Consider the following 26,729-nt stretch of genomic DNA (forward strand, 5'->3'; position numbering starts at 1 on the left):
CAAGAAGGCCGTGCGCGCCGGGGTCATCACCGCCGGTACGACGCTGATGCTGCTGATGTCGTCCCCCGCGTTCGCGGTCACCCGCGATGACGGCGACGACCCGGGTTCGGGCCTGAGTGTCGTACAGACGCTCGGCCTCTTCGTGCTCGCGCCGATCGCGCTGTTCGCGATCATCGCCGGCGTGGTGATCGCGACCGACAAGACCCGTAAGCAACAGCGCGGCTGACCCCGCCTGATCACCCCCTGACCGTACGCGGCAGGGGGTTCAGTGCTGTCCGTGCTCCTCCGACGAGCTGAGCAGCTGCCGGAGCAGACCGGAGAGCTGAGCGGCCTGCGCGTCGTCCATCGAGCCGAGCGCCGCCTTCTGTACCGCCAGCCCGGCACCCACCGCTTCGTGCAGCAGCGCGAGGCCGCGTTCGGTGAGGGTGACCCGCAGGCCGCGCCGGTCGTTCGGGTCCGGGCTGCGCTCCACGAGCCCGGCGCGCTCCAGCTTGTCCAGCCGGCCGGTCATGCCGCCGGTGGTGAGCAGCAGCGCCGAGGACAGTTCACGCGGTGACAGGGTGTGCGGTTCGCCGGCCCTGCGCAGCGTCGCCAGTACGTCGAACTCGCCGCGGCTGATGCCGAAGCGGCCGTACTCCTTCTCCATCCGGTCGCCGACCGCACGGGCGATGCGGTAGATGCGGCCGAAGATCGCCATCGGCACGGTGTCGAGGTCGGGGCGTACCTCGTGCCATTGCGCGGTGATCTTGTCGAGGGGATCCGGGGCATCCGGGGCCGGGGTGGTCATGTACGTCAGTATCGGGGGCAAAACGGTCGCTGGCAAGAAAGTAGCTTGACGGTAAGTCGCTTAGCGGTAAGCTAATGACTATCGAGCTACTCTGGCGGCGATCCCAGGAGCGGACATGCCCAGCACCCCACGGATACCCGGCGAGCGGTCCATGCTCGCCGCGATGACCGTCAACGCGGTCGGCTCCGGGATGTACCTCCCCTTCACTCTGATCTTCTTCCACCACGTGACGGGCCTGTCCTTCGCGGCCGTCGGCGCGGTCCTCACCGCCGCCGGGCTCATCGGGCTCACCACGCTGCCGCTGGCCGGCACCGCCGTCGACCGGTTCGGGGCGCGTCGCGTGCAGCTCGTGCTCTACGGGGTGCGGGGGCTGGGCTTCGCGCTCTACCCGTTCGCGCAGTCGGTGCCCGCCTTCGCCGTCGTCGCCCTGGTCACGATCATCGGGGACGGCGCCTTCCCCGCCGTCCAGCAGTCCTTCCTCGGTGAGATCGCCCGCGGCTCCGACCGGGACCGGCTGCAGGCGGCCGCCCGGGCGCTGAGCAACGGCGGCATGGGCGCGGGGGCGCTGCTCGCCTCGCTCGTCGTCGGCTTCGGCGGCGACACCGGCTTCACGGCGGCGGCCTGGCTCAACGCGGCGAGCTTCGGCGTCTCGGCACTGCTGATGTGGCGGGTGCGCCCGGTTCCGGCGGTACGGGACGCGGCCGTCGTCGCACGTCAGAAGGCCGGCTACCGGCTGGTGCTGCGCGACCGCCCCTTCCTCGGCCTGACCGCGGCCAACTTCCTCATCGCTCTGGGCTACACCGCGCTGCCCGTCCTCTACCCGCTCTACATCTCCACTTGGCTGCACGGACCCGAGTCCCTCACCGGTGCCGCCTTCACCGTCAACACCGTGCTGTGCGCGGCGGGCGGGGTGCTGGTCGCGGCCTGGGTGCGGCGGCGCGGCGCCCGGCGCAACCGGTCCGCGGCGCTCGGCGCGGTGCTCTTCGCGGCGGCCTTCGCCGGACAGATCGTGCTCGGTACGGTGCGCCCGCAGGCCGGCTGGGCGATCGGCGCCGGTCTCGCCGTGATCATCACCGTGCACACGATCGGCGAGATGGTGCACAACCCGTCGGCCGGTGCGCTGGCCATCGCCGCCGCCCCCGAAGCGCTGCGCGGCCGCTACATGGCGGCGTACCAGTTCTCCTGGCAGCTGGTGCGGGCCATCGCCCCGTCGCTGTTCACCGCCCTGCTGGCCGTCGACGGCCGGCTGCCGTGGCTGATGCTCATCGGCACGGCGCTCGGAGCCGCCCTCCTGCTGGTGCGGCTGGAGCCGTACCTGGCGGCCGACGCCGTCCACCCGGCAGCCCAGCGGGCCGTCGCCGCCTCCCCGCAGCGGTCCCTGGTCCCCGCCGCCTGACGCCGCCTCACCGCCGCCGCCTCACCGCCGCCGCCATGGCCCGGCGCCCGCAGCTCGCCGCCCGCACCTCGTTCGAGGAGTCCTCAGATGTCCCGCATCTCCACCGTCGCCCTCACCGCCCTCGCTCCGCTCGCCTGGGGCTCCACCTACGCGGTCACCACCCAACTCCTGCCGCCCGACCGCCCGTTGTTCGCCGGACTGATGCGGGCGCTGCCCGCCGGGCTCGTCCTGCTCGCCGCCACCCGGGCGCTGCCGCGCGGCGCCTGGTGGTGGAAGTCGGCGGTGCTCGGCACCCTCAACATCGGCGCCTTCTTCCCGCTCCTCTTCCTCGCCGCCTACCGGCTGCCCGGCGGCGTCGCCTCCGTCGTCGGTTCGGTGGGGCCGCTCTTCGTGGCGGGTCTCGCGGCGGCGCTGCTGAGCGAGCGGCCCAGCGTCCGTACGCTCACGGCCGCGATCATCGGCGCCGTCGGCGTCAGCCTCGTCGTCCTGCGGGCCGGAGCCGGATTCGACGCCCTCGGGCTGCTCGCCGGGCTCGCCGGCTCCGCGAGCATGTCGGCCGGAACGGTTCTCACCAAGCGCTGGGGACGCCCCGAAGGCGTCGGTCCGCTCTCCTTCACCGGCTGGCAGCTCACCGCGGGCGGCCTGCTGATCGCCCCCGCCGCCCTCCTCTTCGAGGGCCTCCCGCCCGCCCTCGACGCCCGCGCGGTCACGGGCTACGCGTACCTGGCCGTCGCCAACACCGCCGCCGCCTACTGGCTCTGGTTCCGCGGCATCGGCCGCCTCCCCGCCACCTCCGTCTCCCTCCTCGGCTTCCTCAGCCCGCTGTCCGCCGCGGCCATCGGCTGGGCCGTTCTCGGCCAGGTGCTCAGCCCTCTCCAACTGCTGGGCATGTCGGTCGCGTTCGCCGGCACCCTGCTGGGCCAGTGGCACTACCGGCGGCCCGCCGCGCCCGTGCCGACGCCGCTCCCCGTCGGCCTCCCGGCGACCCCGAGGATCTCCTCGCCGACCCGGTAGTACTCTCTGCCGCCTTCCGCCCCTCCGTCAGCCGGGGCGGAAGGCGACGCGCACATTCGCGTCCGTCGGGATGATCAGCACGCTCCCCTGGTCGGCCCTCCAGCCCTCGGGGATCACGAACATCCGGTTGTTGGACTGAGCGAGCAGGCGCAGCCCCTGGTAACGGAATCGGAAGCGCTGCCCGGGGCCGCCTTCCGGCAACGACGTCTCTTTCACGTCCGCGTGCTGGAAGTACAGGCGCTCGGCGGTGTCGACGACGATCTCCGGCCTGAGCCACAGGTTGTCGGCCAGGTACCGGGCGTCACTGCGGCCGTGTTCCTGGGCGTAGGCGTTCACCGCCCAGAAGGAGGACAGCGAGATCAGCGCCGCGACGATGGCGAGCGCTGCCACCTCGCGTGCCACGGGGTAGTCACGGCCGTTGGCCTTGACGTGAAGGATCTGTCCGTACACCACCAGCAGCAGGCCGCCACCCAGGAGCAGGGGCGTGTCCAGTGCTCCGGCCGGCCAGACCTGGAACCCGCCGAGCATGCCGAGGGTGAACAGCGCGATCCCGCACCCCGTCAGCGCGAGGCAGCCCCAGCTCAGATACGGCGTGAGGCGCGGCCGGGAGCGGCCGAGGCTCGAAACGCAGTAGTAGCCGAGCACTCCGGTGAGGCCGACGCCCAGGGTCGTACCCAAAGGCATGTAGAGAGCCCCCGCGCTGCGCAGCATGTAGTCCTGGGTCGAGAAGCCCAGCGTCGCCGCGTCGATGCCGAAGTGCTCGTACAGCGCGTCGGTGTAGGCGAACCCGAAGTAGAGGAGCAGGCTCGTCAACACGGTGGTGGGGGCGATGAAGCCGGCCGCGGACCCGGTTCTGGTCGATGCGCTGGTGGCGATGGCGAAGGAGCGCGGCAGGGGCTGGTGGGAGGAGTACCGGGGCTCACTGGCCGCCAGTTTCCTCGACCTGGCCGAACTGGAGCATCACGCTACGCGCATGCGGACGGTTCAAATGCTCCATATGCCCGGCCTGTTGTAAACGGAGGACTACGCGCGTGCCGTGTTCGAAGGTGGCGTTACGAAGCTGCCCGCCTCCGAGATCGGCATCCGCGTCGATTTTCGGATGCGACGACGCCGCGTCCTCGACCGCGCGACACCGACGGAGTTCGAGCTGATCATTCATGAAGCGGCTCTGCGTATTCGCTGCGGCAGCCGCAAGGTGATGCAGTCGCAACTCTTCTTCCTGGTGGACGCATCGGAGCGGTCGAACGTGACCATCCGTGTCGTCCCCTTTGCCACGGATGACTTCAGCAGTTCCGCGCAGTCTATGTTCTATGCCTGCGGCCCGATCGCCGCGCTGGACACCGTTCAAGTGGATGCGGTGACTGGGAGCGGATTGCTTGACGCTGAGGCACAACTAGCCAAATGCCGAGCGCTCTTGGCCGTCATGGAATGCGCCTCGCTCGAACCGGAGCCATCGCGGCGTCTTATCCATGCCATCGCACAGGACGTGTGAGAGGAACCCCTATGCTCGCTCAACCTGTCTGGCGGAAGTCGTCCTTCTCCGGGCCCGATGAAGGCAACAACTGCGTCGAACTCGCCCCCTTGGCCGGGGTGGTCCTCCTCCGGGAGAGCGACTACCCCGGCGTCGTCGTCACTACGACCCCCGCCGCGCTCCGCGCGTTCCTGCGCGACGTCGCGGCTGGGACCCTCGACAACTTGGCGTGACGCGGTAGGGCCAGGGTTCAAACTCCGGAACGCCCCCTGCGGCGCTGCGCGCCTGCCAATGAGGGCGGTCCGGGCCGCTCCACCGGCCATGGCCGACACCGGCCCCGCCCGAGGAGCGCAGCGGACCGGGTCGCTCCCAGGCCCCCGCGCCCCCCGCACCTATCGTTCAGTTTAACTGAACGTATATGGCAGAAACATTCGATGGACCTGATCGGTCGACGGGTGTGACAGTGGTGGCACCGCCGATCGAAGGAGCCACGTGACCGTCCTGGAGCACGCCCCCGCCGCCACCACTGCAACCAGCCGCCCGGCCCGTTCCCCAGCCGGAGGCGGGCTGGTGCTCGCGGTGGTGGCCACCGTCGTGTGGTCCGGGAGCTTTGTGGCCGCCCGGGCGTTGCACGACAGCGTGCCGCCCGTGCAGGCGGCGTTCTGGCGGTGGGTGATCGCGCTGGTCGCGGTCGCGCCTTTCGCGGCGGGGCAGGCGTGGCGGCAACGGGCGCTGCTGAGACGCCACTTCGGTTACATCATGCTCGCGGCCCTGCTCGGCGTCACCGTCTACAACACGCTGGTCAACCAGGCAGGGGTCAGTACCTCCGCGAGCAATATGGGCATGATCATGGCGGCGGCGCCGGTGCTGATCGCCGTCTTCGCCCGGCAGCGGGTCGACGGACGGCGGGCCGTGGGGCTGCTGATCGCCCTCGCGGGTGTCCTCACCCTGTTGGGCAAGGGCTCCCCGGCGGCGCTGCTCCACCTCGACTTCACCATCGGTGACCTGTGGATGCTCGCCGCCGCCGCCTCCTTCGCCGGCTACAGCGCGCTGCTGCGCCGCAAGCCCGTGGAGATCGGTCAACTGCCCTTCCTGTTCGCCGCCTTCGCGCTCGGCACACTCCTGCTGGTGCCCGCGTACGCCGTCAGCCTGGCGGTGCAGGGCGGCTTCACCCCGTCCGCCGGGACGGTCGGCCCGCTGCTCTACGTCGGAGTGTGCTCCTCGGCTGTCGCCTTCTTCGCCTGGAACAAGGCGATATCCCTCATCGGCCCCGCCCGCGCCGGAGTCGTCTACTACCTCCAGTCCGTCTGTGTCGCGCTGCTCTCCTTCGCCGTCCTCGGCGAGCGCACCGGCCCGCTGCAACTCCTGTGCATGGCCCTGATCCTGGCCGGTGTCGGCCTCGGCGCCTCCGGCCGCGTTACCGCCAGGCGGTAATCAGCTCCTCGGGTCCCACGGCCTGGACGCCGTCCACCGACACGCCGCTGCGCGCCACCGCGAGCAGCGGCGTCGTCGTATCCGCCCCCGGTAGCTGTGAGCGATGGACGATCAGCTTCGCGAGGTCGTGCGAATCGAAAGGCCGGTTCTCCAGCCACTTGATGGAGCCGACAGCGGTGATGCGCTTGGCGATCGGCCCCCGGTCGGCTGCGACGATGTCGATCTCGGGGTCGTTGTTTCGCGTCCAGTAGCCGCCCACCGCGCCAGTGTCGTCGGGTACGCCGCCCGACCGCATGCGGAAGAGGGCGTCGCGCACCACGGGTTCGATCGCCCGCCCGCGCCAGGAGGTCCACGACTGGCGGATGCGTGCCAGCGTCAGGTCGCCGCGCCCGCGTTCGATTTCGGGCATATACGGTCCGAGCAGCGCGAGCCAGAAGCGCAGATGCGGATCGGCGACGTAGTAGCGGGTCTCCTTCGAGGGGCGGGTCGACAGCGGGCTGACAGCTTCCACCACCCGCTTCGTACGGAGCAGTTGAAGCGAGCGGTTCATGCTGGTGGGGGGGAGATCGCCGGCCGCCCGGCCGATCAGGGTACGCGTCCGTTCACCCGAACCGATGGCCCCCAGCACCAGCCGCGCTTGTGCATCGGCCGGGAACTCGGCCGCCAGTGATCGCTCCCCACTCACGAGCAGCGCGGATGTCGGATCCTCCACTACCTCGGCGAGGTAGTCGAAGACACCCGCGCCACGGGGCCACTCCTCGAGCACGAGCGGCAGCCCGCCGGAGACGAGGAAGGCGTCGAAGGCATCGGCGGGCGGTAGCTGCAGCATGCCGGCCACGTCCGTCGGGCTGAGTGCGGGGACCACCATCTCGGTGCCGCGCTGGTGGAACGGGCGGTCGTAGTCGTTGAGCCGCTCCATCATGCCGAGATCGGAGCCGACGCAGAGCAGCAGCACCGGCTTCCTGGACAGTTCGCGGTCGAAGAGTTTCTGGAGGGTGCCCTCGAAGCCGGAGTCGTTCTTGATCAGATACGGCATTTCGTCGAGAACGATGGCGCTCGGCTGGTCGTCGGGCAGGGCTGATACCAGCAGGCGAAGGGCGGCGTCCCAATTTCTGGGCGACAGGCCGTCGAATGCTGCGGCTCCTGGCAGGTCGGAGGCCGCGGCGGCCTCGACGAACATCCGCAGATCCGCCTCTGTGGTGGACTGCTCCGAGGCTGTGAAGAAAACGCTCGGCAGCCCGGAGCGTTCGATGAACTCCTCGACCAGCCGTGACTTCCCGACGCGGCGGCGGCCACGGATCAGCATCGCTTTGCCTGGCCGCCCGGTCCGCCCCCCGTCCGCGACTCTCTTCAACATGCGGTTCAGCGCAGTGAGCTCCCGCTCCCGCCCGATGAAGTTGTCCACCACAGCCACCCATGATTGATAGACCCGTATTTGGTATAACCAAAATTGAACATACCAGAAATGGATGTGTTGTGTGTCACATAGAGTACGCGGGAGGCCCCGGACCAGCTGGTCCGGGGCCTCCCGCCGCGACATACCTACGCGAGGTACCTACGCGGCGCCCGCGGCCGCGTCTGCCGCCTGGGCCTTCAGGGCGCGCTCCACGCCGGACCGGGACTCGATGACGAGCCGGCGCAGCGCCGGGACCGGGTCGGCCGAGGCGAGCCAGGCGTCGGTGGCGTCCAGGGTGTCCTGGGTCACCTGGAGCGACGGGTAGAGACCGACGATGATCTGCTGGCCGATCTCGTGGCTGCGGGAGTCCCACACGCCCTTGACCGCGCCGAAGTACTTGGCGGTGTAGGGCGCGAGGAGCTCGCGCTGGTCGGTCTGGACGAAACCGCCGATGGCGGCTTCCTGGAGGGAGTTCGCGAGCTTGTCGTCCTCGACGACGGCCGCCCACACGGCGGCCTTGGCGTCGGCGGTCGGACGGGCGGCGCGGGCGCCGGCCGCGTGCTGCTCGCCGGCCGACGTCGGGTCGAGGGCGAGTTCCGCCTCGATGACCGCGTCGTCGGCGTGGCCGGTCGCGGCGAGCCGGTGCAGCAGGGACCAGCGCAGCTCGGTGTCGACGGCCAGGCCGTCGATGCTCTCCGAGCCGTCCAGCAGCGCGGCGAGCAGATCGAGCTGCTTCGGGGTGCGGGCGGTCGCCGCGAAGGCGCGCGCCCACGCGAGCTGGTGGTCGCTGCCGGGAGCGGCGGCGCGCAGTTGCTCCAGTGCGGCCTCCGTCCAGCGGGCCAGGCCGGTCTCGCGCCAGGCCGGGTCCGCGTACAGGTCGAGCGCGAGCTTGACCTGGCGGTGCAGCGACTGGACGACGCCGATGTCCGACTCCTTGGTGATGCCGGAGAGCACCAGTTCCAGGTAGTCGCGGGTGGCGAGCTCGCCGTCGCGCGTCATGTCCCAGGCCGCGGACCAGATCAGGGCGCGGGGGAGGGACTCGGTGAAGTCACCGAGGTGGTTGCGGACGACGGCAAGGGACTCATCGTCGAGCCGGACCTTGGCGTACGACAGGTCGTCGTCGTTCAGCAGGATCACCGCGGGGCGCGGCGTGTTCTGCGGGAACGGCACCTCGGTCAGCTCGCCGTCCACATCCAGCTCGACGCGGCTGGTGCGGACCAGCTTGCCGTCCTGGAGGTCGTACCAGCCGATGGCGATCCGGTGTGGCCGCAGCACGGCCTCGCCCTTGGCGCCGGCCGGCAGGGCCGGGGCCTCCTGGCGGACCGCGAAGGAGGTGATGGTGCCGTCCTCGGCGAGCGTGATCTCCGGGCGCAGGATGTTGATGCCCGCGGTCTCCAGCCACGCCTTCGACCAGCTCTTCAGGTCGCGGCCCGAGGTCTTCTCCAGCGCGCCGAGCAGGTCGGAAAGCTGGGTGTTGCCCCAGGCGTGCTGCTTGAAGTACGCCTGCACACCGGCGAAGAACTCGTCCATGCCGACGTAGGCCACGAGCTGTTTGAGCACCGAGGCGCCCTTGGCGTACGTGATGCCGTCGAAGTTGACCAGGACGTCGTCGAGGTCGTTGATCTCCGCCATGATCGGGTGGGTGGACGGCAGCTGGTCCTGCCGGTACGCCCAGGTCTTCATGGAGTTGGCGAACGTGGTCCACGAGTGCGGGAACTTGCTGCCCGGCGCGTACGCCTGGCAGGCGATCGAGGTGTACGTGGCGAACGACTCGTTCAGCCAGAGGTCGTTCCACCACTCCATGGTGACCAGGTCGCCGAACCACATGTGGGCCAGCTCGTGGAGGATGGTCTCGGCCCGCTTCTCATACGCCGCGTCCGTCACCTTGGAGCGGAAGACGTACTGGTCACGAATGGTGACCGCGCCCGCGTTCTCCATCGCGCCCGCGTTGAACTCCGGCACGAAGAGCTGGTCGTACTTCGCGAACGGGTACGGGAAGTCGAACTTCTCCTCGAACCAGTCGAAGCCCTGCCGGGTGACGTCGAAGATCGCGTCCGCGTCGAGGAACTCGGCCAGCGACGGGCGGCAGTAGATCGCCAGCGGGACGCTGCGGTCGTCGCCCTCCCAGGTGCTGTGCACGGCGGTGTACGGGCCGGCGATCAGCGCGGTGATGTAGGAGGAGATGCGCGGCGTGGGGTCGAACCGCCAGATGCGGCCCTCGGGCTCCGGCGTCGGGGAGTTGGAGATGACCGTCCAGCCCTCCGGCGCGTTCACCGTGAACTGGAAGGTGCCCTTGAGGTCCGGCTGCTCGAAGCTGGCGAAGACGCGGCGTGCGTCCGGCACCTCGAACTGGGTGTAGAGGTACGCCTGCTTGTCGACCGGGTCGACGAAGCGGTGCAGGCCCTCACCGGTGTTGGTGTACGCGCAGTCCGCGACGACGCGCAGCTCATTGCGGCCGGCCACTAGCGACGGCAGGGCGATGCGCGAGTCCGAGAACACCTCGGCGGGATCGAGCGCGGTGCCGTTGAGCACCACTTCGTGCACGGTCGGGGCGACCAGATCGATGAATGACGACCCCGCCTTCGCGGCGTCGAAACGCACCGTGGTCACCGAACGGAAGGTGCCCCCGTCCTGTGCACCGCTCAGGTCGAGGTCGATCTCGTACGCGTCCACGGTGAGAAGGCGAGCACGCTGCTGCGCCTCCTCGCGGGTGAGGTTCGTGCCAGGCACGGTAGGCCACTCCTTAATGAGACTGACCGCCATCCTTGCACGCGGTGAAGGCGGGGATCAGGGTCTCCACCACCTCCTGCCTCGGGTTTCCCCTACCCCCAAGAGACCGGGAACCGGCATGGTCCGCGGCGCCTCATGATCCGTAGCGTCGGAGGGGTCGTCAGCAACGGAAACAGAGGACATCATGCGACTCCGGCCGAAGCCCGCCAGCACCGTCCGCACGGCCCCCACCGCGCCGCAGTACCCGCCGCGGACCGGCGGGGGTACGGCGGCGGCGGACGCCGCCGTCGAGCTGCGCGCGGTCCGCCGCACCTACGGCCGCGGTGACTCCACCGTGCATGCCCTGCGCGGCATCGATCTGGCGCTCCCACGGGGCAGCTTCACCGCTGTGATGGGGCCCTCCGGCTCCGGCAAGAGCACCTTCCTGCAGTGCGCGGCCGGGCTCGACAAGCCCACGGCCGGCTCCGTACTGCTCGGCGGCACCGACATCACCGGGCTCAGCGAGAACAAGCTCACCCAGCTGCGCCGCAGCCGGATCGGGTTCATCTTCCAGTCCTTCAACCTGCTGCCGTCCCTCACCGTGCAACAGAACGTGCTGCTGCCGCAGCGGCTGGCCGGCGGCCGCCCGGACCGGCGGCGCGCGGCCGGGCTGCTCGCGCAGGTCGGCCTCGAAGGGTACGGGCGGCGCCGTCCCGGGCAGCTGTCCGGCGGCCAGCAGCAGCGCGTGGCCATCGCCCGCGCCCTGGTCACCGCCCCCGAGGTGGTGTTCGCCGACGAGCCGACCGGCGCTCTGGACACCAACACAGCCCGCGAGGTGCTCGGCCTGCTGCGGCACGCCGTCGACCGGCTCGGTGTCACCGTCGTCATGGTCACCCACGACCCGGTCGCCGCCTCCTTCGCGGACCGGGTGCTCTTCCTCGCCGACGGCGCGTTCGCCGGCCGCCTGGAGCGCCCGGACCCGACGGAGATCGCCGACCACATGGTCGCCCTGACCACCGCCGGCACCGACCGCGCCGCGCGCATCGCGAGGGCCGCCGCGTGAACGGCCTCGCCCGCGCCTCCGTGCGCTTCCGGCCCGCGTCCTTCGCCGGGACGTTCATCGCGCTGATGTTCGCCGCCGCCGTCATCACCGCCTGCGGCACCCTGCTGCAGACCGGGATCACCGCGCACTTCAAGCCCGAGCGCTACGCCGGTACCCCGGTGGTCGTCGCGGCCGACCAGCACGCCCGGCTGACCACAGGGCACGGCGAGAACGCCGAAACCCAGTCCGTTGCGCTGCCCGACCGGGCCCGCGTCGACGCCGGGCTCGCGGACCGGATCACCCGCGAACCGGGCGTCGCTTCCGCCGTGCCCGATCTGGGCTTCCCCGTGCAGGGCCGGACGGTGCCACCGCTGACCGGCCGCGACTGGTCGGCCACCGCCATCACCGCGCCCGCCGCGGCTCCCGGATCCGCTCCCGGATCCGCTCCCGGATCCGCTCCCGGATCCGCTCCCGGATCCGCGTCCGGATCCGCGTCCGGATCCGCGTCCGGATCCGCGTCCGGATCCGCGTCCGGATCCGCGTCCGGATCCGCCTCCGGATCCGCCTCCGCCACGAGTGCGCTCGCCGAGGGCCGCGCCCCGGCGGCGGGCGAGGTCGTCCTCGGCGCCGCGACGGCCCGCGCCGCGAAGCTCGTCACCGGCGACACCGTCACCCTCACCGCACCCGCGCGCACCGGCACGTACCGGATCTCCGGCCTGGCGGGGGAGCGGGCGGGGAACGCCACCGCCTGGTTCAGCGACGCGACGGCCGCCCGGATCGCCGGGCACCCCGGCCAGGCGGACGCCGTCGCCGTCCAGCCGCGCGAGGGCGTCAGCACGCAGCAGCTCGCCGAGCAGGTCAGGCACGCTGTCGGCGGCCAGGCGCAGGTGCGCACCGGCGACAGCAGAGGAGAGGTCGAACACCCGGAACTCGCGGGCGGGAAGGAGATGCTGACGGCGCTCGGCGGGTCCTTCGGCGGCATCGCCGCGATGACCGCGGTCCTCGTCGTCATGGGCACCGTGGCTCTCGCCATCGGCCAGCGCAGCCGGGAGATCGCGCTGCTGCGGGCGATCGGTGCCACCCCGCGGCAGATCCGCCGCACCGTGGCCACCGAGGCGGTGATCGTCGCCCCGCTCGCCGGAGCGGCCGGCATCCTGCCGGGGCTGGCACTCGCCCGCTGGTGGTTCGGCCAGCTCGTCGACCGCGGCGCGCTGCCGGCGGGGCTGCGGTTGTCCACCGGTTGGATCCCGATGACCGCCGCAGTCGGCGCGGGCCTGATCGCCTCGCTCGTCGCCGGCTACCTCGCCGCCCGCCGCCCCTCCAAGGCCCGGCCCAGCCAGGCGTTCGGCGAGGCGGCGGTGGAACGGCGGCGGCCCGGGATCATCCGTACGGTGCTCGGTACGGTCGCGCTCGCCGGCGGTTTCGTCGTGGCGGCACTCGCCGACCAGGCCACCGGGGACGACGCGGCCAACATCGCGCTGGGCGTGGTGATGCTCTTCATGCTCTCCGTCGCCCTGCTCGGACCGGTCGTCGCCTGGGGCGCCGCCGCCGTGCTCGGATTCCCGCTGAGCGCGGGCGGGGCGCCGGCCGTGCTCGCCGCCGCCAACGCCCGGGCCAATGCCCGCAGGCTGGCCTCCGCGATCACGCCGATCGTGCTGGTCATCGCCTTCTGCGGCACGTTGGTCTTCATGCAGAGCACGATGAAGCACGCCTCGGCCGAGCAGATCCGGGACGGCGTCGTCGCCGACCAGATCGTCAGCGGCACCGGAGCCGGACTGCCCGCCACCACCGCCGCCGCGGCCGCGCGGGTCAAGGGCGTGGACGCGGCCGTCGGTGTCCTGCGCACCGGCGTCCTCTACCGGTCGGCCGGTTCGTTCAACACCGCCGCCGCGCTGGGGTTCTCCGGGGATCCGGCCGGTCTGGCCACGGTGCTCGACCTCGGGGTCAAGGAGGGCGCGCTGGCCGGGCTGACGGCGTCGGATGACACGGTCGCCCTGGACGCGATGCTCGCCGGCAGCGCCCATGTGTCGGTCGGCGACCGCATCGAGCTGCGGCTCGGCGACGGCGCCACGGTGCACCCCCGGGTCGTCGCCACTTACGAGCGCGGTCTGGGCCTGGGCCAAGTGCTGCTGCCCCGCGCGGCGGTCGCCGGCCATGTGTCGGCCGCGTACGACAGCCAGGTGCTCGTCCATGACGCGCCGGGCGCCGACCGGGCCGCTGTCGCGAGCGCGCTCCAGCGGCTCGACGCCCCGGGCGTCGCGGTCACCGACCGGGCCGGGTACACCGCGCAGGCCGACAAGAACGTGGAACTCAACGCCTGGGCGAACCAGGTGATGGCCGCGGTACTCGGCGGATTCGCCGCCGTCGCTGCGGCCAACACGCTCGTCATGACGGTTCTCGACCGGCGCCGCGAGGTCGCTCTGCTGCGGCTGGCGGGCACCACCCGCCGCCAGGTGCTTCGGATGATGCGCTGGGAAGCGCTGCTCGTCGGCACCGCGGGCATCGTGATCGGATCGGCCATCGCCTGGGCGACCCTCGCCCCGATCGCCCGCGGCCTGACCGGCGGCGCCCCGTACGTACCGCCCACCGTCGCGGCGGCCATCGCCGCCGGTGTGCTGCTGCTGGGCCTGGCCGCCACCGGCCTCCCGGCCCGCGCGCTGCTCCGTACCCGCCCCATGGAGGCGGGCGCCGCCCGCGAATAGCACGAACCGCTGGACGGGGGCGAACCGCCGGACGGGGGCGAACCGCCGGACGGGCCGGAGGAACCGGCCCGCCCGGCGGTCGGGGCCGTCGTCACCAGACGACGGGCAACCGCTCCGGCAGCCGCTTGATGAATCCGGTGCGCCAGACCAGCTGGTCGGCCGGTACGGCGAGCCGCAGGTTCGGCAGCCGGCCGACGAGCGCGGTCAGCGCCGCCTCCGCATGGGCGCGGGCCAGCGAGGTGGCCGGGCAGAAGCGGTTGCCCGCGCCGAAGGACAGATGCGGATTGGACTCGCGGGAGAAGTCGACGCGTTCGGGGTCGGGGAAAACGGCCGGGTCGAAGTTGGCGCCCTCGACCAGGACGAGCACCAGCTCACCGGCGCGCACCAGGACGTCGCCGACCTGTACGTCCTCCAGCGCGAGGCGCGGCAGGCCGTCGCCGATCGACAGGTTGACGCGCAGCAGTTCGTCCACGGCGCCGCCCATGCGCCCGGGGTGGGCGCGGAGCTCCTCGATGAGCTCCGGCCGTTGCACGAGCGCCAGGACCGCGTGCACCAGGAAGGCCGAAGTGCTCACCGCCCCGGCCCCGAACAGCGACAGCGCCACGCTCGCCAGCGCGTCCTCGGTCAGCCCCTCCGCGGGGTCGGCGGTGGCGCGGAGTTCGGCGAACCGGCCCAGGAGCCCCGGCCCTCCGACGGCCTCCCGGAGCTTCCGCACCAAGTAGGCGTGGTCCTTGTTCCAGTTGGTGACCGACCCGGCGAACGGCTGCGGGCCGGTGATGAAGGCGATGTCGATGCCGGCCATCAGACGGCGCCAGTCGTCGAAGGGCAGCCCGAGGACCTTGCAGTGCAGCGCCGCCGAGTAGGGATCGGCGAAACCCGCCCGCAGGTCGGCCGGCGGACCCTCGGCGACGAGATCGTCGATGAGGGCGTTGGCCTGCCTGCTCAGCCACTCGGACAGACCGCCGCCGGCGCGCGGCGACAGCGCGCGCATCACCTCGGTGCGCAGCCCGGCGCTGTTGATGGTCCCCATGGTGTTGACGACCTCGGGCGGGATCGTCAGCGCGTACTGGCGCGGAACCCCGGGGTTCGCCGTGTCCTTGAGGCTGAAACGGTCGTCCCCCAGAACCCGCGTGGCCAGTTCATGACTGCTGACGAGCCAGGCGTCGTCGCCGGTGAGCGTCCTGACCCGGGCCACCGGTTTCTTCTCGCGCAGCCACGCGCATTCCGCGGGCAGTTCGTCGCCGCGCCGGGACAGCGGGAAATCCAGTTCTGCCTGCTCGGTGGTCATCGGTGGTTCTCCTCTTCCTGATGGGGGCGGATGACGGCGTACGCCTGGTTCGCGGTCGCTCGGAATCCGCTGCCGCGGGCGAACAGCACTTTGGTCAGCGGCATTTCGGCGTGATAGGAGGACACCGAGGATTCGGCGTTCACGATGGCCGGGGTGTCCACGAAGAACGGGAGTTCCGCGGCTATGTACCGCAGGCAGGCTCCCCGCTGGCCATCGGTGATCTCGGCGGATTCGCCGATCTTGGGTGCCAGGAACTGGCGGACCATTTCCTCGCAGGCGGCGCCGAATTCATCGTCGTGCTCCAGGGCGGCCTCGGCTTCCGCGTGCAGCCGGCGGTACTGCGGGTCGCCGGTGAACTCCGACAGCCCGCGCACCCGGAGCCGGGCGGTCAGCGGGCCGGCCTCGTCCACACCCCGCAGGATCCTGCGGCGTACGGCCTTGAGCTCCTTCGACGCACGCTTCCCCGCGTGCTCGGCCGTGTACCCGAACGCGGCGAACATCGCGTCGATGTGCAGATCGGCGTAGACGATGTCGATCGCCGAGAAACGGCGGTCCGCCCAGGACGCGAGTTCCCGGATGCGCTGATGGGTGAAATAGCTGTTCCCCGGACTCACTCCGATGAGGAGATGTTCTCCGTGGTCCCAAATGGTGCGGCATTCATCGGTGAAAGGGATGACTTCGAATCCAGCGGTGGTGCTCATCGCTGTGGACTGACTCACGCTGCGGCCTCCCGGACGCGTGGAAAGAATCACCGGGTGAAAGGGAGGGGTATGACGTGCAGTGGGGTCGGCGGGCCGTGTGACGGCACTCGTGGGAACATCACGGCCAGGGCCGAACGGCCGCCGCGACGGAGAGTGTGATGGAAGTTCTCAGGCCCGATGGGCCGAGTGAATCCCCCTTGTGCCGCATGTCCCGACGGAGCCCTGTGCTCCTGGTGTGGCGGCAACGGGTTAAAACTACCGGGTGTCGTCATGAAGTGACTGATCGTGGTGCGAGGTTGGCGTGATCCACCCGGTGTCGAGCCGGAATACGCCCTGTTCGATGGCGCACGGCCAACGCGGGATGACGGGGATGTGAAGCGGAGGGAGCACAACGCGAAAGGGGCACAACGCGAAGGCGGCACAACGCGACGGGGCGGGTGCCCGTGAGAGCACCCGCCCCGCCGTACCGCGGTCGTACCGCTGGTCAGCTGGTCAGCCGACGACCTTCTTGATGATGACGCTGCCGACTCCGGCGATGGTGCCGCGGGAGTTCAGCAGTTGCACCTCACCGAAGAACTGACGTCCTTCGGGGGCCGGGGACGCGGCCACGACATCGGCGGTGACCGTAGCCGAGGCACCGTTGGCCAGCGACACGGTCTTGTTCTCGTCGACCTTGACCTGGCCGAGCGAGGCCGCGAAGTACACGTCCTTGTAGTTGTACTCCGTGGTGCCGGCCGGGACCGAGTAGCCGATCACCTTGACGGTGTACGTACCGGCCGCCGGGTTGGCGAGGCTTACCGCCTCCTCCGAGCTGCCGCCCGCGGACGAGCCGACCTTGGTGCTGCCGAGATAGACCTCCAGGTCGAGGTCGGCCCGGGTGTCCGAGGTCGAGCCGATCGCCACGTCGAGCCGCGAGGCGCCGGGGCCGACGACCAGGGTGGTCGTCTTCGTCTCGCCCTGCGCGATGGTCGGGCGGGCGGTCAGCGCGGAGCCGAGGGCGCCGCCCTTCAGCTTGCCGTCAAGGGCGGCGAAGCCGTTGGTGACCTTCCAGTTGACCGCGGCCGGGGTACCGACCTTGGCCTCGTCGAGGGTCTGCACGGCCGGGTCGAAGGACACGCCGAGCACGGACGCCGTGACGGCGTACGGGTTGTTCAGCAGTGGCGAGGTGCGGCGCGCCTCGACCTCGATCTCCCAGACGCCCGGCAGCGGGTCGGCGTACGACCGCAGATCCGGGCGGCAGGTGTTGGCCGGGTTGACGTAGTTCAGGTAGCAGAACGGGGTGCCGGTGTTCTCGACCGGGACACCGTACGGGTTGATCGCGATGAACCGGGTCTGGCTGGTGGCCTGGATGCCGCCGAGGGCGATCTCCAGGGACTTGGCGCCGGCCGGCACGTTCACGAAGTGCGAGGTGGTGCTGTTGCGCTGCACCACGCCCGACTCCTTGACGGAGAAGGCGGGCTTGGCCAGCGGCTTGGAGACCACGACGGTCGCCAGGATCTGCTGGTCGATGCCCTTGGTGCGCTTGTCGTTCACGTTCAGGATCGCGCTGTGCAGGCCGGCGGTCTTCGCCTTGGCGGAGACCTTGACGGTGACCGGCACGTTCAGCGGGAGCGAGATCTCGCTGCCGCCGACCAGCTTGAAGGTGCCGTCATTGTTCGCCAGCTGCACCGTGTGCCTGACCGGGGCGTCGGAGCCGGTGGTGCGGGTGATGGTGACGTCGTACGTCCGGGTCTCGCCGGTCTTGAGACCGCCTTCGCGGTCGTAGATGCCGGTGCCGAAGCCCGGGGTCTTCAGGAACGCCGACAGCGTGGTGTTGACCGGGGCCTTGACGGTGTACTCGTTGGCCGAGACACCGTCCTTGATCAGGCTCCAGGCACCGTTGATGTCGATCAGGCCCGAGCCCTCTTCGTACGCCTGGGCGCCCGCGATGTGCTTCGCGGAGCTGGTCAGCGCCGTCCGCAGCGCGGCCGGGTTGAGCGCGATGTTCTTCGCCTTCGCGGCGGAGATCAGCAGCGCGCTGGCGCCCGCGGCCTGCGGGGAGGCCATCGAGGTGCCCTGCAGCATGGCGTAGCCGGGCGGCAGGCTGTAGCCGGCCTCGGCGACCGGACTGCCGGGCTCCCAGGTCGGGATGGTGTTGATCGAGGCGCCGGGGGCGGAGATCGACGGGGTGAACCCGCCGTCCTCACGCGGGCCACGGGAGGAGAACGGCATCATCGCGTAGGCCTTGTCCACCCCGGAGCCGTAGTCGGCCGCCCAGGTGTCCTTGGAGATCGCGGCACCGACACTCAGGACCTTGTCGGCCAGGCCGGGGTCACCGATGGTGTTGGCACCCGGGCCGCTGTTGCCGGCCGAGATGACCAGCTGGACGCCGTAGGTGTCGATGAGGCGCGTGTACAGCTCGGCGCGCGCGTTGTTGCCGTCGTTCAGCGCGGGCAGGCCGCCGATGGACATGTTGACGATGTCCACGCCGTGGTTCACGACGAGGTCGATCATGCCCTCGGTGAGCGCGACGTTGGTGCAGCCGCCGCTCCAGCTGCAGGCGCGCGAGGAGACGATCTTGGCGCCGGGCGCCGCACCGTTCATCTTGCCGCCGAACAGGCCGTTCGCGGAGGTGATGCCCGCGACGTGGGTGCCGTGCTCGGACTGGACGAGGCCGATGTTGACGAAGTCGGCCTTCTTGCCTACCCAGTCGCCGCCGTACGGGTCCGTGGGGACGTCCTTGCGGATCTGGACCACGAACGGGATCGACTCGGAGATCGGGGTGTTCGGATCGTCCGTGCCGAAGTGCGCGACCTGGAAGCCGTTCTTGTACGGCTTGAGGACCTCGTCGTCGCTGAAGTCACCGTTGTTGTTGAGATCGACGCGCACCGTACCGGCGGCGGCGTCGTACAGCACGCCCCACACATCGGTGGTGTCGCCGTCACGGTTGAGGTCGCCCGCCATGTCGCCGCCGATCGTGGCGGCTTCGGAGAACAGGTTGAACTTGTACTTGCCGGCCGGCGCGGTCCAGGTCCGGCCCGCGATGGTGAAGCTGGGGCCCGCCACATCGGCCGTCATCCGGCGCCAGGTGGCGTCGCCGTCGGTTATCGGGTCGGTCGCGGTGACCCAGTCGACGATCTTGCGCTCGCCGGTGGTGGTCTTCTGCAGCGCGGGGTGACCGAGGTCGACACCCGAGTCCAGGATGCCGATGGTCACGCCGCGGCCGTCGGCCTTCGGGTGGTTCTTGACGAAGTCCACCGCGCCGGTCTCGAAGGCGGGCTGGTACGGGTTCTTCGCCGGGGTGCTCGCGCTCGGGCCGGAGAAGGTCTTGGCGGCCTTGCCGTTCGACTTCGAGCCCTTGGCGGTGTCCGCCACCGGGGTCGGGTCGTCGAGCGCGATCTGCTGCTTGAGATCGATGCCGTGGACAGCGGTCAGCTTCTGCGCCTTGGCGATCGCCGCGTCCGCCTTGGCGGTCGGGACGGTCGCGCGCACATAGCCGAGCTTGTCGTAGGTGCTGCCCACCGAGGCACCCGAGGCTCCGAGCTGGTCGACGACCTGCTTGGTGGCGCCGGGCGCGGTGGCGATCATCATCGTCACGGTCTTGTCGCCGTCGGCCTTGGCCTTGGCGAGGAGCTCCGCATCGGCGGAACCGAGTTTGTCGGTGGAGGCCTTGACCGGGGCCGAGGCGGGTTTGCCGGTCGGGGCGCCGGTGGGAGCGTTGTCTGCGAACGCGGTGGCGGACCCGGTCGCGGCCAGCGCGGCCACCAGGCCCGCGGCGAGTGCGACGCGGGCCACGCGTCTCTTCGCGCGTATGTGATCGAGAGGCATGGGCATCCTTGTTCGGAAAGCGGTGCCGGTTGACCGCTAAGAGTCACGTAAGCGACCGGTGTTTGTGGAGAGTTGTCCGAGGCAGGATGTGGACATGACGTGTTTCCGCCATACGCCATGCCAGGCAAAGCGCGCGTAAAGGAGTAAAGCGCCGGTCAACTCGGGGTCACGACGACGTAAGCGGCCGGGGTGCGGTCCGAGGAGGCCATCAACGCCGTGCGGACGACGGTCGCCTGCTGGTCCAGCGCGTCCCGCAGCTTCTTCGGGGTCAGATGGACGACGGAGATGCCGAGCCCCTCGAGGTGCTGACGCTTCTGCGCGTACTGCGACCACAGGGCGTCGTCGTCCTGCCGCGGTGCCCGCGCGTCGATCTCCACGGCCACCGCGTGCTCCGGCCAGTACGCGTCCACGCCGCCCAGGGACGGTCCGCCGGGCAGCCGCAGGTCGACATGCCACACCGGGTCCGGCAGGCCGTAGCAGTTCACCATCTCGTACAGCCGGCCCTCGGCGATCGCCCGTCCCTCCGCCAGCAGCGCGTCCACCGCGTCCACAACGTGCGGCCGCGACAGCAGCCGGGCCCGGCTCAGTTCGCGTACCACGGCGGCGGCTTCGCAGTGCCCGCCGCGCACCGCCTCGGTGAGCAGCCGCCGTACGGTCTCGGCGTCGTCGAGTTCCGCCACCGCGTCGGCGAGCGCGCGCGGTACCGGCGCGCAGGACAGTCCGGTCACCTGCTGGGGCCGGGGCAGGGAGTGGGCCCGGCGGATCGACACGTCCCCGGCGTTGCGCAGCCGCCGCTGGCGCGGCACCAGGACGTCGATCCGGCCGATCCCCAGCAGCGGCGGCACCGACGAGAACCGGTGCAGCGCCAGCGCCGCCAGCCCGGTGACCATCGCCTCCCCGTCGCCGGTTCCGCCGGGCTCGCGTGCCGCGTACAGCAGCGCCGCCCGCAGCCGCTCCTCGCCGGTGGGCGGACCGGCGTGCAGCAGGAACACCTGCGGCAGCAGCTGCTGCCACGGCCCGCCGGGCCGGCAGCGTTCCGCCAGGGTGCTCGCGGTCACGCCGTGCTCCTTCAGCTGACGCAACGTCAAGATCCGTTGCTGGGTGCGGGCGAGGTGGTCCAGGGGGCGCGGGGTGAGAGGTGCGTTGTGATTCATGACGAGTCAGTTCCGCCGCCGGACGGTCCACTAACCGCTGTTACGAACCTGTCGACAAAACGGGACAACTCTGCACTAAAGTTCAGGCGTTCGGATGCCGATGGGCGATTTTCACCTATTAGGGTGACGGGTCGCCGTGCGCCGGGCGGCCTTGCTCCTCAAGCCGCCCGGTTTATGGGGGGCAACCCCGCCGGGCCACCGTTCGATCGGGTGACCCGGCCGGAGGTCACCTGTCGCGGGCCTGGGCGCGGAGGGCTCGGGACAGGTCGTCGCGGGCCTCCAGGACCAGCCGGCGCAGGGCGGGCGCCGCGTCGGCGTGCGCGTCGAGCCAGGCACCGGCCGCGTCGACGGTCTCCTGGCCGGCCCGATACCTCGGGAAGAGGCCCCGCACGATCGCCATGCCGATCTCGATGGAGCGCTCCGACCAGATCCGGTCGATCACGGCGAAGTACCGGTCGGCGTAGGGCGCGAGCAGCGCCTCCTGCCCCGGCTGGTCGAAGCCGGCGATGCTCGCCTCGACCAGCGCGTTGGAGAGAATGTCGGACTCGACGACCGACGCCCACACCTGCGCCTTGACCTCGGCCGACGGCCGCGCCGCCAGGCAGCGCACCTGGTGCCGCCGGCCGGAAGCCGTGTCGTCGCGGGCCAGTTCGTCCGCGATCGCGGCCTCATCGGCCTCGCCCGCGGCGGCGAGCGGCTCCAGGAAGGACCAGCGCAGCTCCTGGTCGATCTCCAGGCCGTCGATCTTGGCGTTGCCCCCGAGCAGCCCGCCCAGGAGTTGGAGATCGGCCGCGGACGAGGCCACCGAGGCGAAGAAGCGCGCCCAGGCGAGCTGGTGGCCGCTGCCCGGCTCAGCCTTCCGCAGCTCGCTCAGCGCGCCGTCGGCCAGCGCCCTGGCGCCCTCGGCGCGCCACTGCGGCGCGGCGTAGTGGTGCAGCGCGGTCCGCGCCTGCTGGTGCAGGGACTGCAGCACGCCGATGTCGGACTCCTGCCCGGCGAAGCGCAGTACGAGGCCGATGTACTCGCGGGCCGGCATTGCCGCGTCCCGGGTCAGATTCCACACCGCCGACCAGGACAGCGCCCGCGCCAGCGGGTCGGACAGGTCGCCCAGGTGCTTGCGCAGGGTGTCGAGCGAGCGCGGGTCGAAGCGGATCTTGCAGTAGGTGAGGTCCTCGTCGTTGACGAGGATCAGCTCGGGCCGCTCGGCCCCGGCCAGCTCCGCCACGACCGTGCGCGGACCCGTCACGTCGGTCTCGGCGCGGGCGTAGCGCTCCAGGGCGCCGCCCGCCGCCCGCCGGTACAGGCCGACGGCGACGCGGTGCGGCCGCAGCTCCGGGTGCGACTCGGCGGCGGTCTGCAGGACGGCCAGCTCGGTGATCCGGTCCGCGGTGTCGTACACGGCGTCCGGGGTCAGCGCGTTGACGCCCGCGGTCTGCAGCCAGGCGCGGGACCACTGCGCCATGTCCCGGCCCGAGGTCTCCTCCAGCACCGCCAGCAGGTCCGCCAGCGTGGTGTTCCCGTACGCGTGGCGCTTGAAGTAGCGCCTGGCCGCCTCCAGGAAGGCGTCCGGGCCGACGTAGGCGACGAGCTGCTTCAGCACGGACGCGCCCTTGGCGTACGTGATGCCGTCGAAGTTGAGCTTGGCGTCCTGCAGGTCGTGGATGTCCGCGGTGACCGGGTGGGTGGAGGGCAGCTGGTCGGCCCGGTAAGCCCACGCCTTGCGGCGGTTGGCGAAGGTGATCCAGCCGTCCGTGAAGCGGGTGGCCTCCACCTGCGCGTACGCGCCCATGAAGTCGGCGAACGACTCCTTGAGCCACAGGTCGTCCCACCACTGCATGGTGACCAGGTCGCCGAACCACATGTGCGCCATCTCGTGCAGGATGACGTTGGCCCGGCCCTCGTAGGCCGCCTGCGTCACCTTGCCGCGGAACACGAACTCCTCGCGGAACGTGACACAGCCCGGGTTCTCCATCGCGCCGATGTTGTACTCGGGCACGAACGCCTGGTCGTACTTCCCGAAGGGGTACGGGTAGTCGAAGGTGTCGTGGAAGAAGTCCAGGCCCTGCTTGGTGACGGTGAAGATGTCGTCCGCGTCGAAGTGCGGCGCGAGCGAGGCCCGGCACAGCGCGCCGAGCGGGATCTCCAGCACGGTGCCGTCGTCGAAGGAGCGCGAGTAGTGGTCGTGCGCCAGGTGGTACGGCCCGGCGACGACAGCCGTGATGTACGTCGAGATCGGCTTGGTGGGCGCGAAGTGCCAGGTGGCGGAGGCGGGGTCGGCCTTCTGCGGCTCGCCGGCCCGGTCTTCGTTGCTCAGTACGGTCCAGTGCGCGGGCGCTGTCACCGTGAAGGTGAAGGGCGCCTTGAGGTCGGGCTGCTCGAAGTTCGCGAAGACCCGCCGGGCGTCGGCCGGCTCGTACTGCGTATAGAGGTACGTCTCGCCGTCCTCCGGGTCGGCGAACCGGTGCATCCCCTCGCCCGTCCGGCTGTACACGCAGCGCGCGTCCACGGTGAGAACGTTCTCGGCGGCGAGGCCGTCGATCGCGATCCGCGTCCCGTCGAAGACGGACGCCGGGTCCAGCTCGACTCCGTTGAGCACCACGGACTCGACGGAGCGCGCGAGCAGGTCCACGAAGGTGGCCGTGCCCGGCTGCGCGGACCGGAAGCGGATGGTGGTCACCGAGCGGAAGGTGTCCTCGTCGGGCCGGGTGGCCGACCTCAGGTCGAGCGCGATCTCGTACCCGTCGACCGACAGGATCCGAGCGCGTTCGCGGGCCTCTTCACGGGACAGGTTCTCGCCGGGCACTGGTGACTCCTTTGTCAGCATCTTCGATCATTCGCATACTGCCACGCCGCACAGAGGGGCGACAGGCGGGAATGCGGCCCGCGATCCGGAGGTTTCCGAGGTACGAGCAGCGCCGTGCCGTGTCGCGCCGCACGACGTTCCGTGCCCCGTTCCGTGCCCGAGGAGAAGAAGCAGTGACCGTATCCGACAAGACTCCCGTCGACTTCTGGTTCGACCCGTTGTGCCCCTGGGCGTGGATGACCTCCCGCTGGATGCTGGAGGTCGAGAAAGTCCGCCCGGTGAACGTCCGCTGGCATGTGATGAGCCTGGCCGTGCTCAACGAGGACCGCCTCGATGAGATGCCGGAGAACTACCGTGCGCTGATGACGGAGGCATGGGGCCCGGTCCGGGTCGCCATCGCCGCCGAGCAGAAGTACGGCAGCGAGGTGCTGGGCGCGCTCTACACCGCACTGGGCACCCGCTTCCACAACCGGAGCCTGCCCAAGGACCGCGCGACGATCGTCGCCGCCCTGGAGGAGGCCGGCCTGCCGGCCGAGCTGGCGGACGCCGCCGACAGCAAGGACTACGACACCGCGCTGCGCGCCTCCCACCAGGAAGGCATCGACAAGGTCGGCCAGGACGTCGGCACCCCGGTCATCGCCGTTCCCGGCGCCGACGGCGAGCAGGTCGCGTTCTTCGGCCCGGTCGTCACCCCCGCACCCAAGGGCGAGGCCGCGGCCCGGCTCTGGGACGGCACGCTGCTGGTGGCCTCCACCCCCGGCTTCTACGAGATCAAGCGCACCCGGACCGCCGGGCCGATCTTCGACTGATGCCGCACCTCGGACTGGTGGCCCTCGTCGTACGCGACTACGACGAGGCCATCGCCTTCTACACCGGCGCCCTCGGTTTCGAGCTGCGCGAGGACACCGCGCGCGATGACGGCAGCCGGTGGGTCGTCGTCGCGCCGCAGGGGTCCCGGGAAACGGGACTGCTGCTGGCGCGTGCCTCGACCCCCGAGCAGGAGTCGCGGATCGGCGGCCAGACGGGCGGCCGCGTCGGGCTGTTCCTCAACACCGACGACTTCGACCGCGATTACAAGCGCATGGTCGCGGCCGGCGTCACCTTCGAGGAGGAGCCCCGGCACGAGCCCTACGGCTCGGTCGTGGTCTTCCAGGACCTGTACGGGAACCGCTGGGACCTCATCGAGCCCGGCTGAGGTTCCGCCGACGTCCCCTTGGTCTGTGGCGGAGGAACGGCCGCACAACGGGAAGAAGGCCCCCGCACGACACCACCGCGCGGGGGCCTTCGGCCTGTGGGGGCGCCTACGGCACCAGCAGCAGCCCGCTCGTCCGCTCCTTCGCGGCAGCGAACCTGGCCTGGACGTCCTGCCAGTTGACGACGCGCCACATCGCCTCGACGAAGTCGACCTTCTGGTTGCGGTACTGCAGATAGAAGGCGTGCTCCCAGGCGTCGAAGACAAGCAGCGGAACGCTGCCCTGGCCGACATTCCCCTGGTGGTCGTAGATCTGCTCGACGATCAGCCGCTCGCTCAGCGGCTCGTACGCCAATACGCCCCAGCCGGAGCCCTGTGTGGTGGCCGCGGCCTTGGAGAGCTGGGCCTTGAAGCGGTCGAAGCCGCCGAAGTTCTCGGCGAGGGCGTCCGCGAGCTGCCCGGTGCCGTCCTTGTCCAGGGGCTCGCCGCCACCGTCGCCGGACATGTTCGACCAGTAGATGCTGTGCAGGATGTGCCCGGAGAGGTGGAAGGCGAGGCTCTTCTCCAGCCCGTTGATGCCGCCCCACTGCTCCTTGTCACGAGCCTCGGCGAGCTGGTCGAGGGTGTCGTTCGCGCCCTTCACATACGCCGCGTGGTGCTTGTCGTGGTGCAGCTCGATGATCTCGCCGCTGATCACGGGCTCCAGCGAGGCGTAGTCGTAGGGCAGTTCAGGAAGCGTGTAGGTGGGCATGCGCGAGTTCCTCCGGCCGCTAGCTTATTGCAAGTCTTATGCAAGTGCACGCTAGCAGCAGAAGGGTTTCCGCCCGGTCTACGGTCCCGCGCTGCTTCAGCCCGGCCGATAACGGCTCGTCGGGGGCGGTACATCGTGCATGGCGCTCGTACTCTCACCGGGTCGGGGAGGGGTCGGGGCAAGGGAGGGCTTTGGGGGGATCCCACAGTGTCCCCGCGGCCGGCCGCACTCCGCACAACGCGTCACCGAATCGTGCGGCGCCGCGCGGCGGCCGTGACGAGCATCACGTGACCTGCTGAAACAAGCGAAACGCAAGCGCCGCGGCGGAGGCTGGGCCGTGCAGTGAACTCTCCAAGACGCCGGGCATGCCGTTGTCGTCAATCGACGGTGATCATGGGTTGCCCACTGCGCTAGCGTCACGGCGTCACCTGTACGAACCAGCCCAGCCGATCTCTCACCCCGGAGTACCGATGAGCACCGCTGCTGTCTCTGCCACCCGGACCGGCACGGTCCTCGCCGATCTGCTCCCCGCCTCCTCCGCCGCCCGCGCCCGGGTGCGCGACGTGGCCCTGGTGCTCGGCGGCGCCGCGCTCACCGGCCTGGCCGCGCAGCTCTCGGTCCCCGTCCCCGGCTCCCCGGTGCCGGTCACCGGTCAGACCTTCGCCGCACTGCTCGTCGGCACGGCGCTCGGCGCCCGCCGCGGCTTCGCGGCGCTGGCCTTGTACGCGGTGGCGGGCGTCGCCGGCATGCCGTGGTTCGCCGACGGTTCCTCCGGCTCGTCCATGCCCAGCTTCGGCTACATCCTCGGGATGCTGCTCGCCTCGACGGTCGTGGGTGCGCTGGCCCGCCGCGGGGCGGACCGCACCGTGCTGCGGACGGCCGGTGCCATGGTGCTCGGCAGCGTGATCATCTACGCGATCGGCGTGCCGTACCTGGCGCTGGCCGCCCACCTCTCCTTCGGCAAGGCCGTCTCGCTCGGCCTGACTCCGTACCTCCTCGGTGACGCCCTCAAGGCCGCCCTCGCGATGGGCGCCCTGCCCGCCGCCTGGCAGTTCATCGGGCGCCGCGGCTGACCGGAGCCG

The 26,729-nt window shown here is 70.8% G+C and carries 21 protein-coding genes and 1 pseudogene; 12 read left to right on the forward strand and 10 right to left on the reverse strand.

The annotated features are described in order from the left end of the window. Nucleotides 1–46: 46 nt before the first annotated feature. Nucleotides 47–226 (forward strand): hypothetical protein, encoded by a 180-nt coding sequence (locus tag QMK24_RS00735; RefSeq protein ID WP_502962470.1) that lies wholly within the window; start codon nucleotides 47–49, stop codon nucleotides 224–226. A gap of 39 nt (nucleotides 227–265) precedes the next feature. On the opposite strand, the gene QMK24_RS00740 is transcribed toward QMK24_RS00735, so the two are convergent. After that, nucleotides 266–787, reverse strand: coding sequence for a MarR family winged helix-turn-helix transcriptional regulator (locus QMK24_RS00740; protein WP_283463035.1), 522 nt, complete (start codon nucleotides 785–787; stop codon nucleotides 266–268). A gap of 115 nt (nucleotides 788–902) precedes the next feature. Between QMK24_RS00740 and QMK24_RS00745 the strand changes: the two genes are divergently transcribed. Together QMK24_RS00745 and QMK24_RS00750 are read left to right on the forward strand one after the other, a co-directional pair. After that, nucleotides 903–2,183 carry an MFS transporter gene (locus QMK24_RS00745; RefSeq protein WP_283463036.1) on the forward strand — a complete coding sequence of 427 codons (1,281 nt, stop codon included), beginning with the start codon at nucleotides 903–905 and terminating at the stop codon, nucleotides 2,181–2,183. Between the two features lie 87 nt (nucleotides 2,184–2,270). Next, nucleotides 2,271–3,197 carry an EamA family transporter gene (locus tag QMK24_RS00750; protein ID WP_283463037.1) on the forward strand — a complete coding sequence of 309 codons (927 nt, stop codon included), beginning with the start codon at nucleotides 2,271–2,273 and terminating at the stop codon, nucleotides 3,195–3,197. Between the two features lie 27 nt (nucleotides 3,198–3,224). Here the strand turns inward: QMK24_RS00750 and QMK24_RS00755 are convergent, their stop codons facing one another. Then, nucleotides 3,225–4,013 carry a hypothetical protein gene (locus QMK24_RS00755; protein ID WP_283463038.1) on the reverse strand — a complete coding sequence of 263 codons (789 nt, stop codon included), beginning with the start codon at nucleotides 4,011–4,013 and terminating at the stop codon, nucleotides 3,225–3,227. Nucleotides 4,014–4,026: 13 nt separating this feature from the next. Between QMK24_RS00755 and QMK24_RS00760 the strand changes: the two genes are divergently transcribed. The 4 genes and pseudogenes from QMK24_RS00760 to QMK24_RS00775 all read left to right on the forward strand — a co-directional run bounded on the left by QMK24_RS00760 (nucleotide 4,027) and on the right by QMK24_RS00775 (nucleotide 6,102). Further along, on the forward strand, nucleotides 4,027–4,212 hold the full coding sequence (locus QMK24_RS00760) for a hypothetical protein (protein ID WP_283463039.1): 186 nt from the start codon (nucleotides 4,027–4,029) through the stop codon (nucleotides 4,210–4,212). A 12-nt stretch (nucleotides 4,213–4,224) separates the two neighbouring features. Next, nucleotides 4,225–4,689, forward strand: a pseudogene (locus tag QMK24_RS00765) (Scr1 family TA system antitoxin-like transcriptional regulator); the annotation flags it as partial. Nucleotides 4,690–4,700: 11 nt separating this feature from the next. After that, entirely contained in the window at nucleotides 4,701–4,901 is a 201-nt protein-coding gene (locus tag QMK24_RS00770) for a DUF397 domain-containing protein (RefSeq protein ID WP_283463040.1), read from the forward strand. Between the two features lie 259 nt (nucleotides 4,902–5,160). Further along, nucleotides 5,161–6,102, forward strand: a complete 942-nt coding sequence (locus tag QMK24_RS00775; protein ID WP_502962465.1) for a DMT family transporter — start codon at nucleotides 5,161–5,163, stop codon at nucleotides 6,100–6,102. Here QMK24_RS00775 and QMK24_RS00780 read toward each other — a convergent pair. Beyond that, a complete protein-coding gene (locus tag QMK24_RS00780) occupies nucleotides 6,086–7,507 on the reverse strand; it encodes an ATP-binding protein (RefSeq protein WP_283463128.1) in 1,422 nt (473 codons plus the stop codon). The genes QMK24_RS00775 and QMK24_RS00780 overlap by 17 nt on opposite strands. A gap of 150 nt (nucleotides 7,508–7,657) precedes the next feature. After that, the gene (pepN, locus tag QMK24_RS00785; RefSeq protein ID WP_283463041.1) at nucleotides 7,658–10,228 is read right to left on the reverse strand and encodes an aminopeptidase N; all 2,571 of its coding nucleotides are present in this window, start codon (nucleotides 10,226–10,228) and stop codon (nucleotides 7,658–7,660) included. Between the two features lie 184 nt (nucleotides 10,229–10,412). On the opposite strand from pepN (QMK24_RS00785), the gene QMK24_RS00790 reads away from it, so the two are divergent. Next, nucleotides 10,413–11,270: an ABC transporter ATP-binding protein gene (locus QMK24_RS00790; protein ID WP_283463042.1), complete on the forward strand. Its 858-nt coding sequence runs from the start codon at nucleotides 10,413–10,415 to the stop codon at nucleotides 11,268–11,270. Further along, a complete protein-coding gene (locus QMK24_RS00795; RefSeq protein WP_283463043.1) occupies nucleotides 11,267–13,951 on the forward strand; it encodes an FtsX-like permease family protein in 2,685 nt (894 codons plus the stop codon). The genes QMK24_RS00790 and QMK24_RS00795 overlap by 4 nt, the downstream gene beginning before the upstream one ends. Nucleotides 13,952–14,042: 91 nt before the next feature. Here the strand turns inward: QMK24_RS00795 and QMK24_RS00800 are convergent, their stop codons facing one another. From QMK24_RS00800 to pepN (QMK24_RS00820), 5 genes are all read right to left on the reverse strand, one after another. Continuing rightward, on the reverse strand, nucleotides 14,043–15,239 hold the full coding sequence (locus QMK24_RS00800; protein ID WP_283463044.1) for a cytochrome P450: 1,197 nt from the start codon (nucleotides 15,237–15,239) through the stop codon (nucleotides 14,043–14,045). After that, on the reverse strand, nucleotides 15,236–15,958 hold the full coding sequence (locus QMK24_RS00805) for a tRNA-dependent cyclodipeptide synthase (RefSeq protein ID WP_283463045.1): 723 nt from the start codon (nucleotides 15,956–15,958) through the stop codon (nucleotides 15,236–15,238). Before QMK24_RS00805 ends, QMK24_RS00800 begins: the two co-directional genes overlap by 4 nt. Before the next feature lie 474 nt (nucleotides 15,959–16,432). Further along, nucleotides 16,433–19,747 carry a S8 family serine peptidase gene (locus tag QMK24_RS00810; protein ID WP_283463046.1) on the reverse strand — a complete coding sequence of 1,105 codons (3,315 nt, stop codon included), beginning with the start codon at nucleotides 19,745–19,747 and terminating at the stop codon, nucleotides 16,433–16,435. Between the two features lie 155 nt (nucleotides 19,748–19,902). Continuing rightward, nucleotides 19,903–20,901: a hypothetical protein gene (locus tag QMK24_RS00815; RefSeq protein WP_283463047.1), complete on the reverse strand. Its 999-nt coding sequence runs from the start codon at nucleotides 20,899–20,901 to the stop codon at nucleotides 19,903–19,905. A gap of 226 nt (nucleotides 20,902–21,127) precedes the next feature. Continuing rightward, entirely contained in the window at nucleotides 21,128–23,704 is a 2,577-nt protein-coding gene (gene pepN / locus QMK24_RS00820; RefSeq protein WP_283463048.1) for an aminopeptidase N, read from the reverse strand. 173 nt (nucleotides 23,705–23,877) lie between these two features. On the opposite strand from pepN (QMK24_RS00820), the gene QMK24_RS00825 reads away from it, so the two are divergent. After that, entirely contained in the window at nucleotides 23,878–24,513 is a 636-nt protein-coding gene (locus QMK24_RS00825) for a DsbA family oxidoreductase (protein ID WP_283463049.1), read from the forward strand. Then, a complete protein-coding gene (locus QMK24_RS00830) occupies nucleotides 24,513–24,899 on the forward strand; it encodes a VOC family protein (RefSeq protein WP_283463050.1) in 387 nt (128 codons plus the stop codon). Before QMK24_RS00825 ends, QMK24_RS00830 begins: the two co-directional genes overlap by 1 nt. Before the next feature lie 106 nt (nucleotides 24,900–25,005). Here the strand turns inward: QMK24_RS00830 and QMK24_RS00835 are convergent, their stop codons facing one another. Then, nucleotides 25,006–25,647 carry a superoxide dismutase gene (locus QMK24_RS00835; RefSeq protein ID WP_283463051.1) on the reverse strand — a complete coding sequence of 214 codons (642 nt, stop codon included), beginning with the start codon at nucleotides 25,645–25,647 and terminating at the stop codon, nucleotides 25,006–25,008. 470 nt (nucleotides 25,648–26,117) lie between these two features. Here QMK24_RS00835 and QMK24_RS00840 point away from each other — a divergent pair, with 470 nt between their 5' ends. Beyond that, complete coding sequence (locus QMK24_RS00840) at nucleotides 26,118–26,720, forward strand: biotin transporter BioY (protein ID WP_283463052.1); 603 nt, start codon at nucleotides 26,118–26,120, stop codon at nucleotides 26,718–26,720. Nucleotides 26,721–26,729: the final 9 nt, after the last annotated feature.

The organism is Streptomyces sp. PH10-H1 (genome assembly GCF_030063355.1).
Taxonomy (GTDB): Bacteria; Actinomycetota; Actinomycetes; order Streptomycetales; family Streptomycetaceae; genus Actinacidiphila.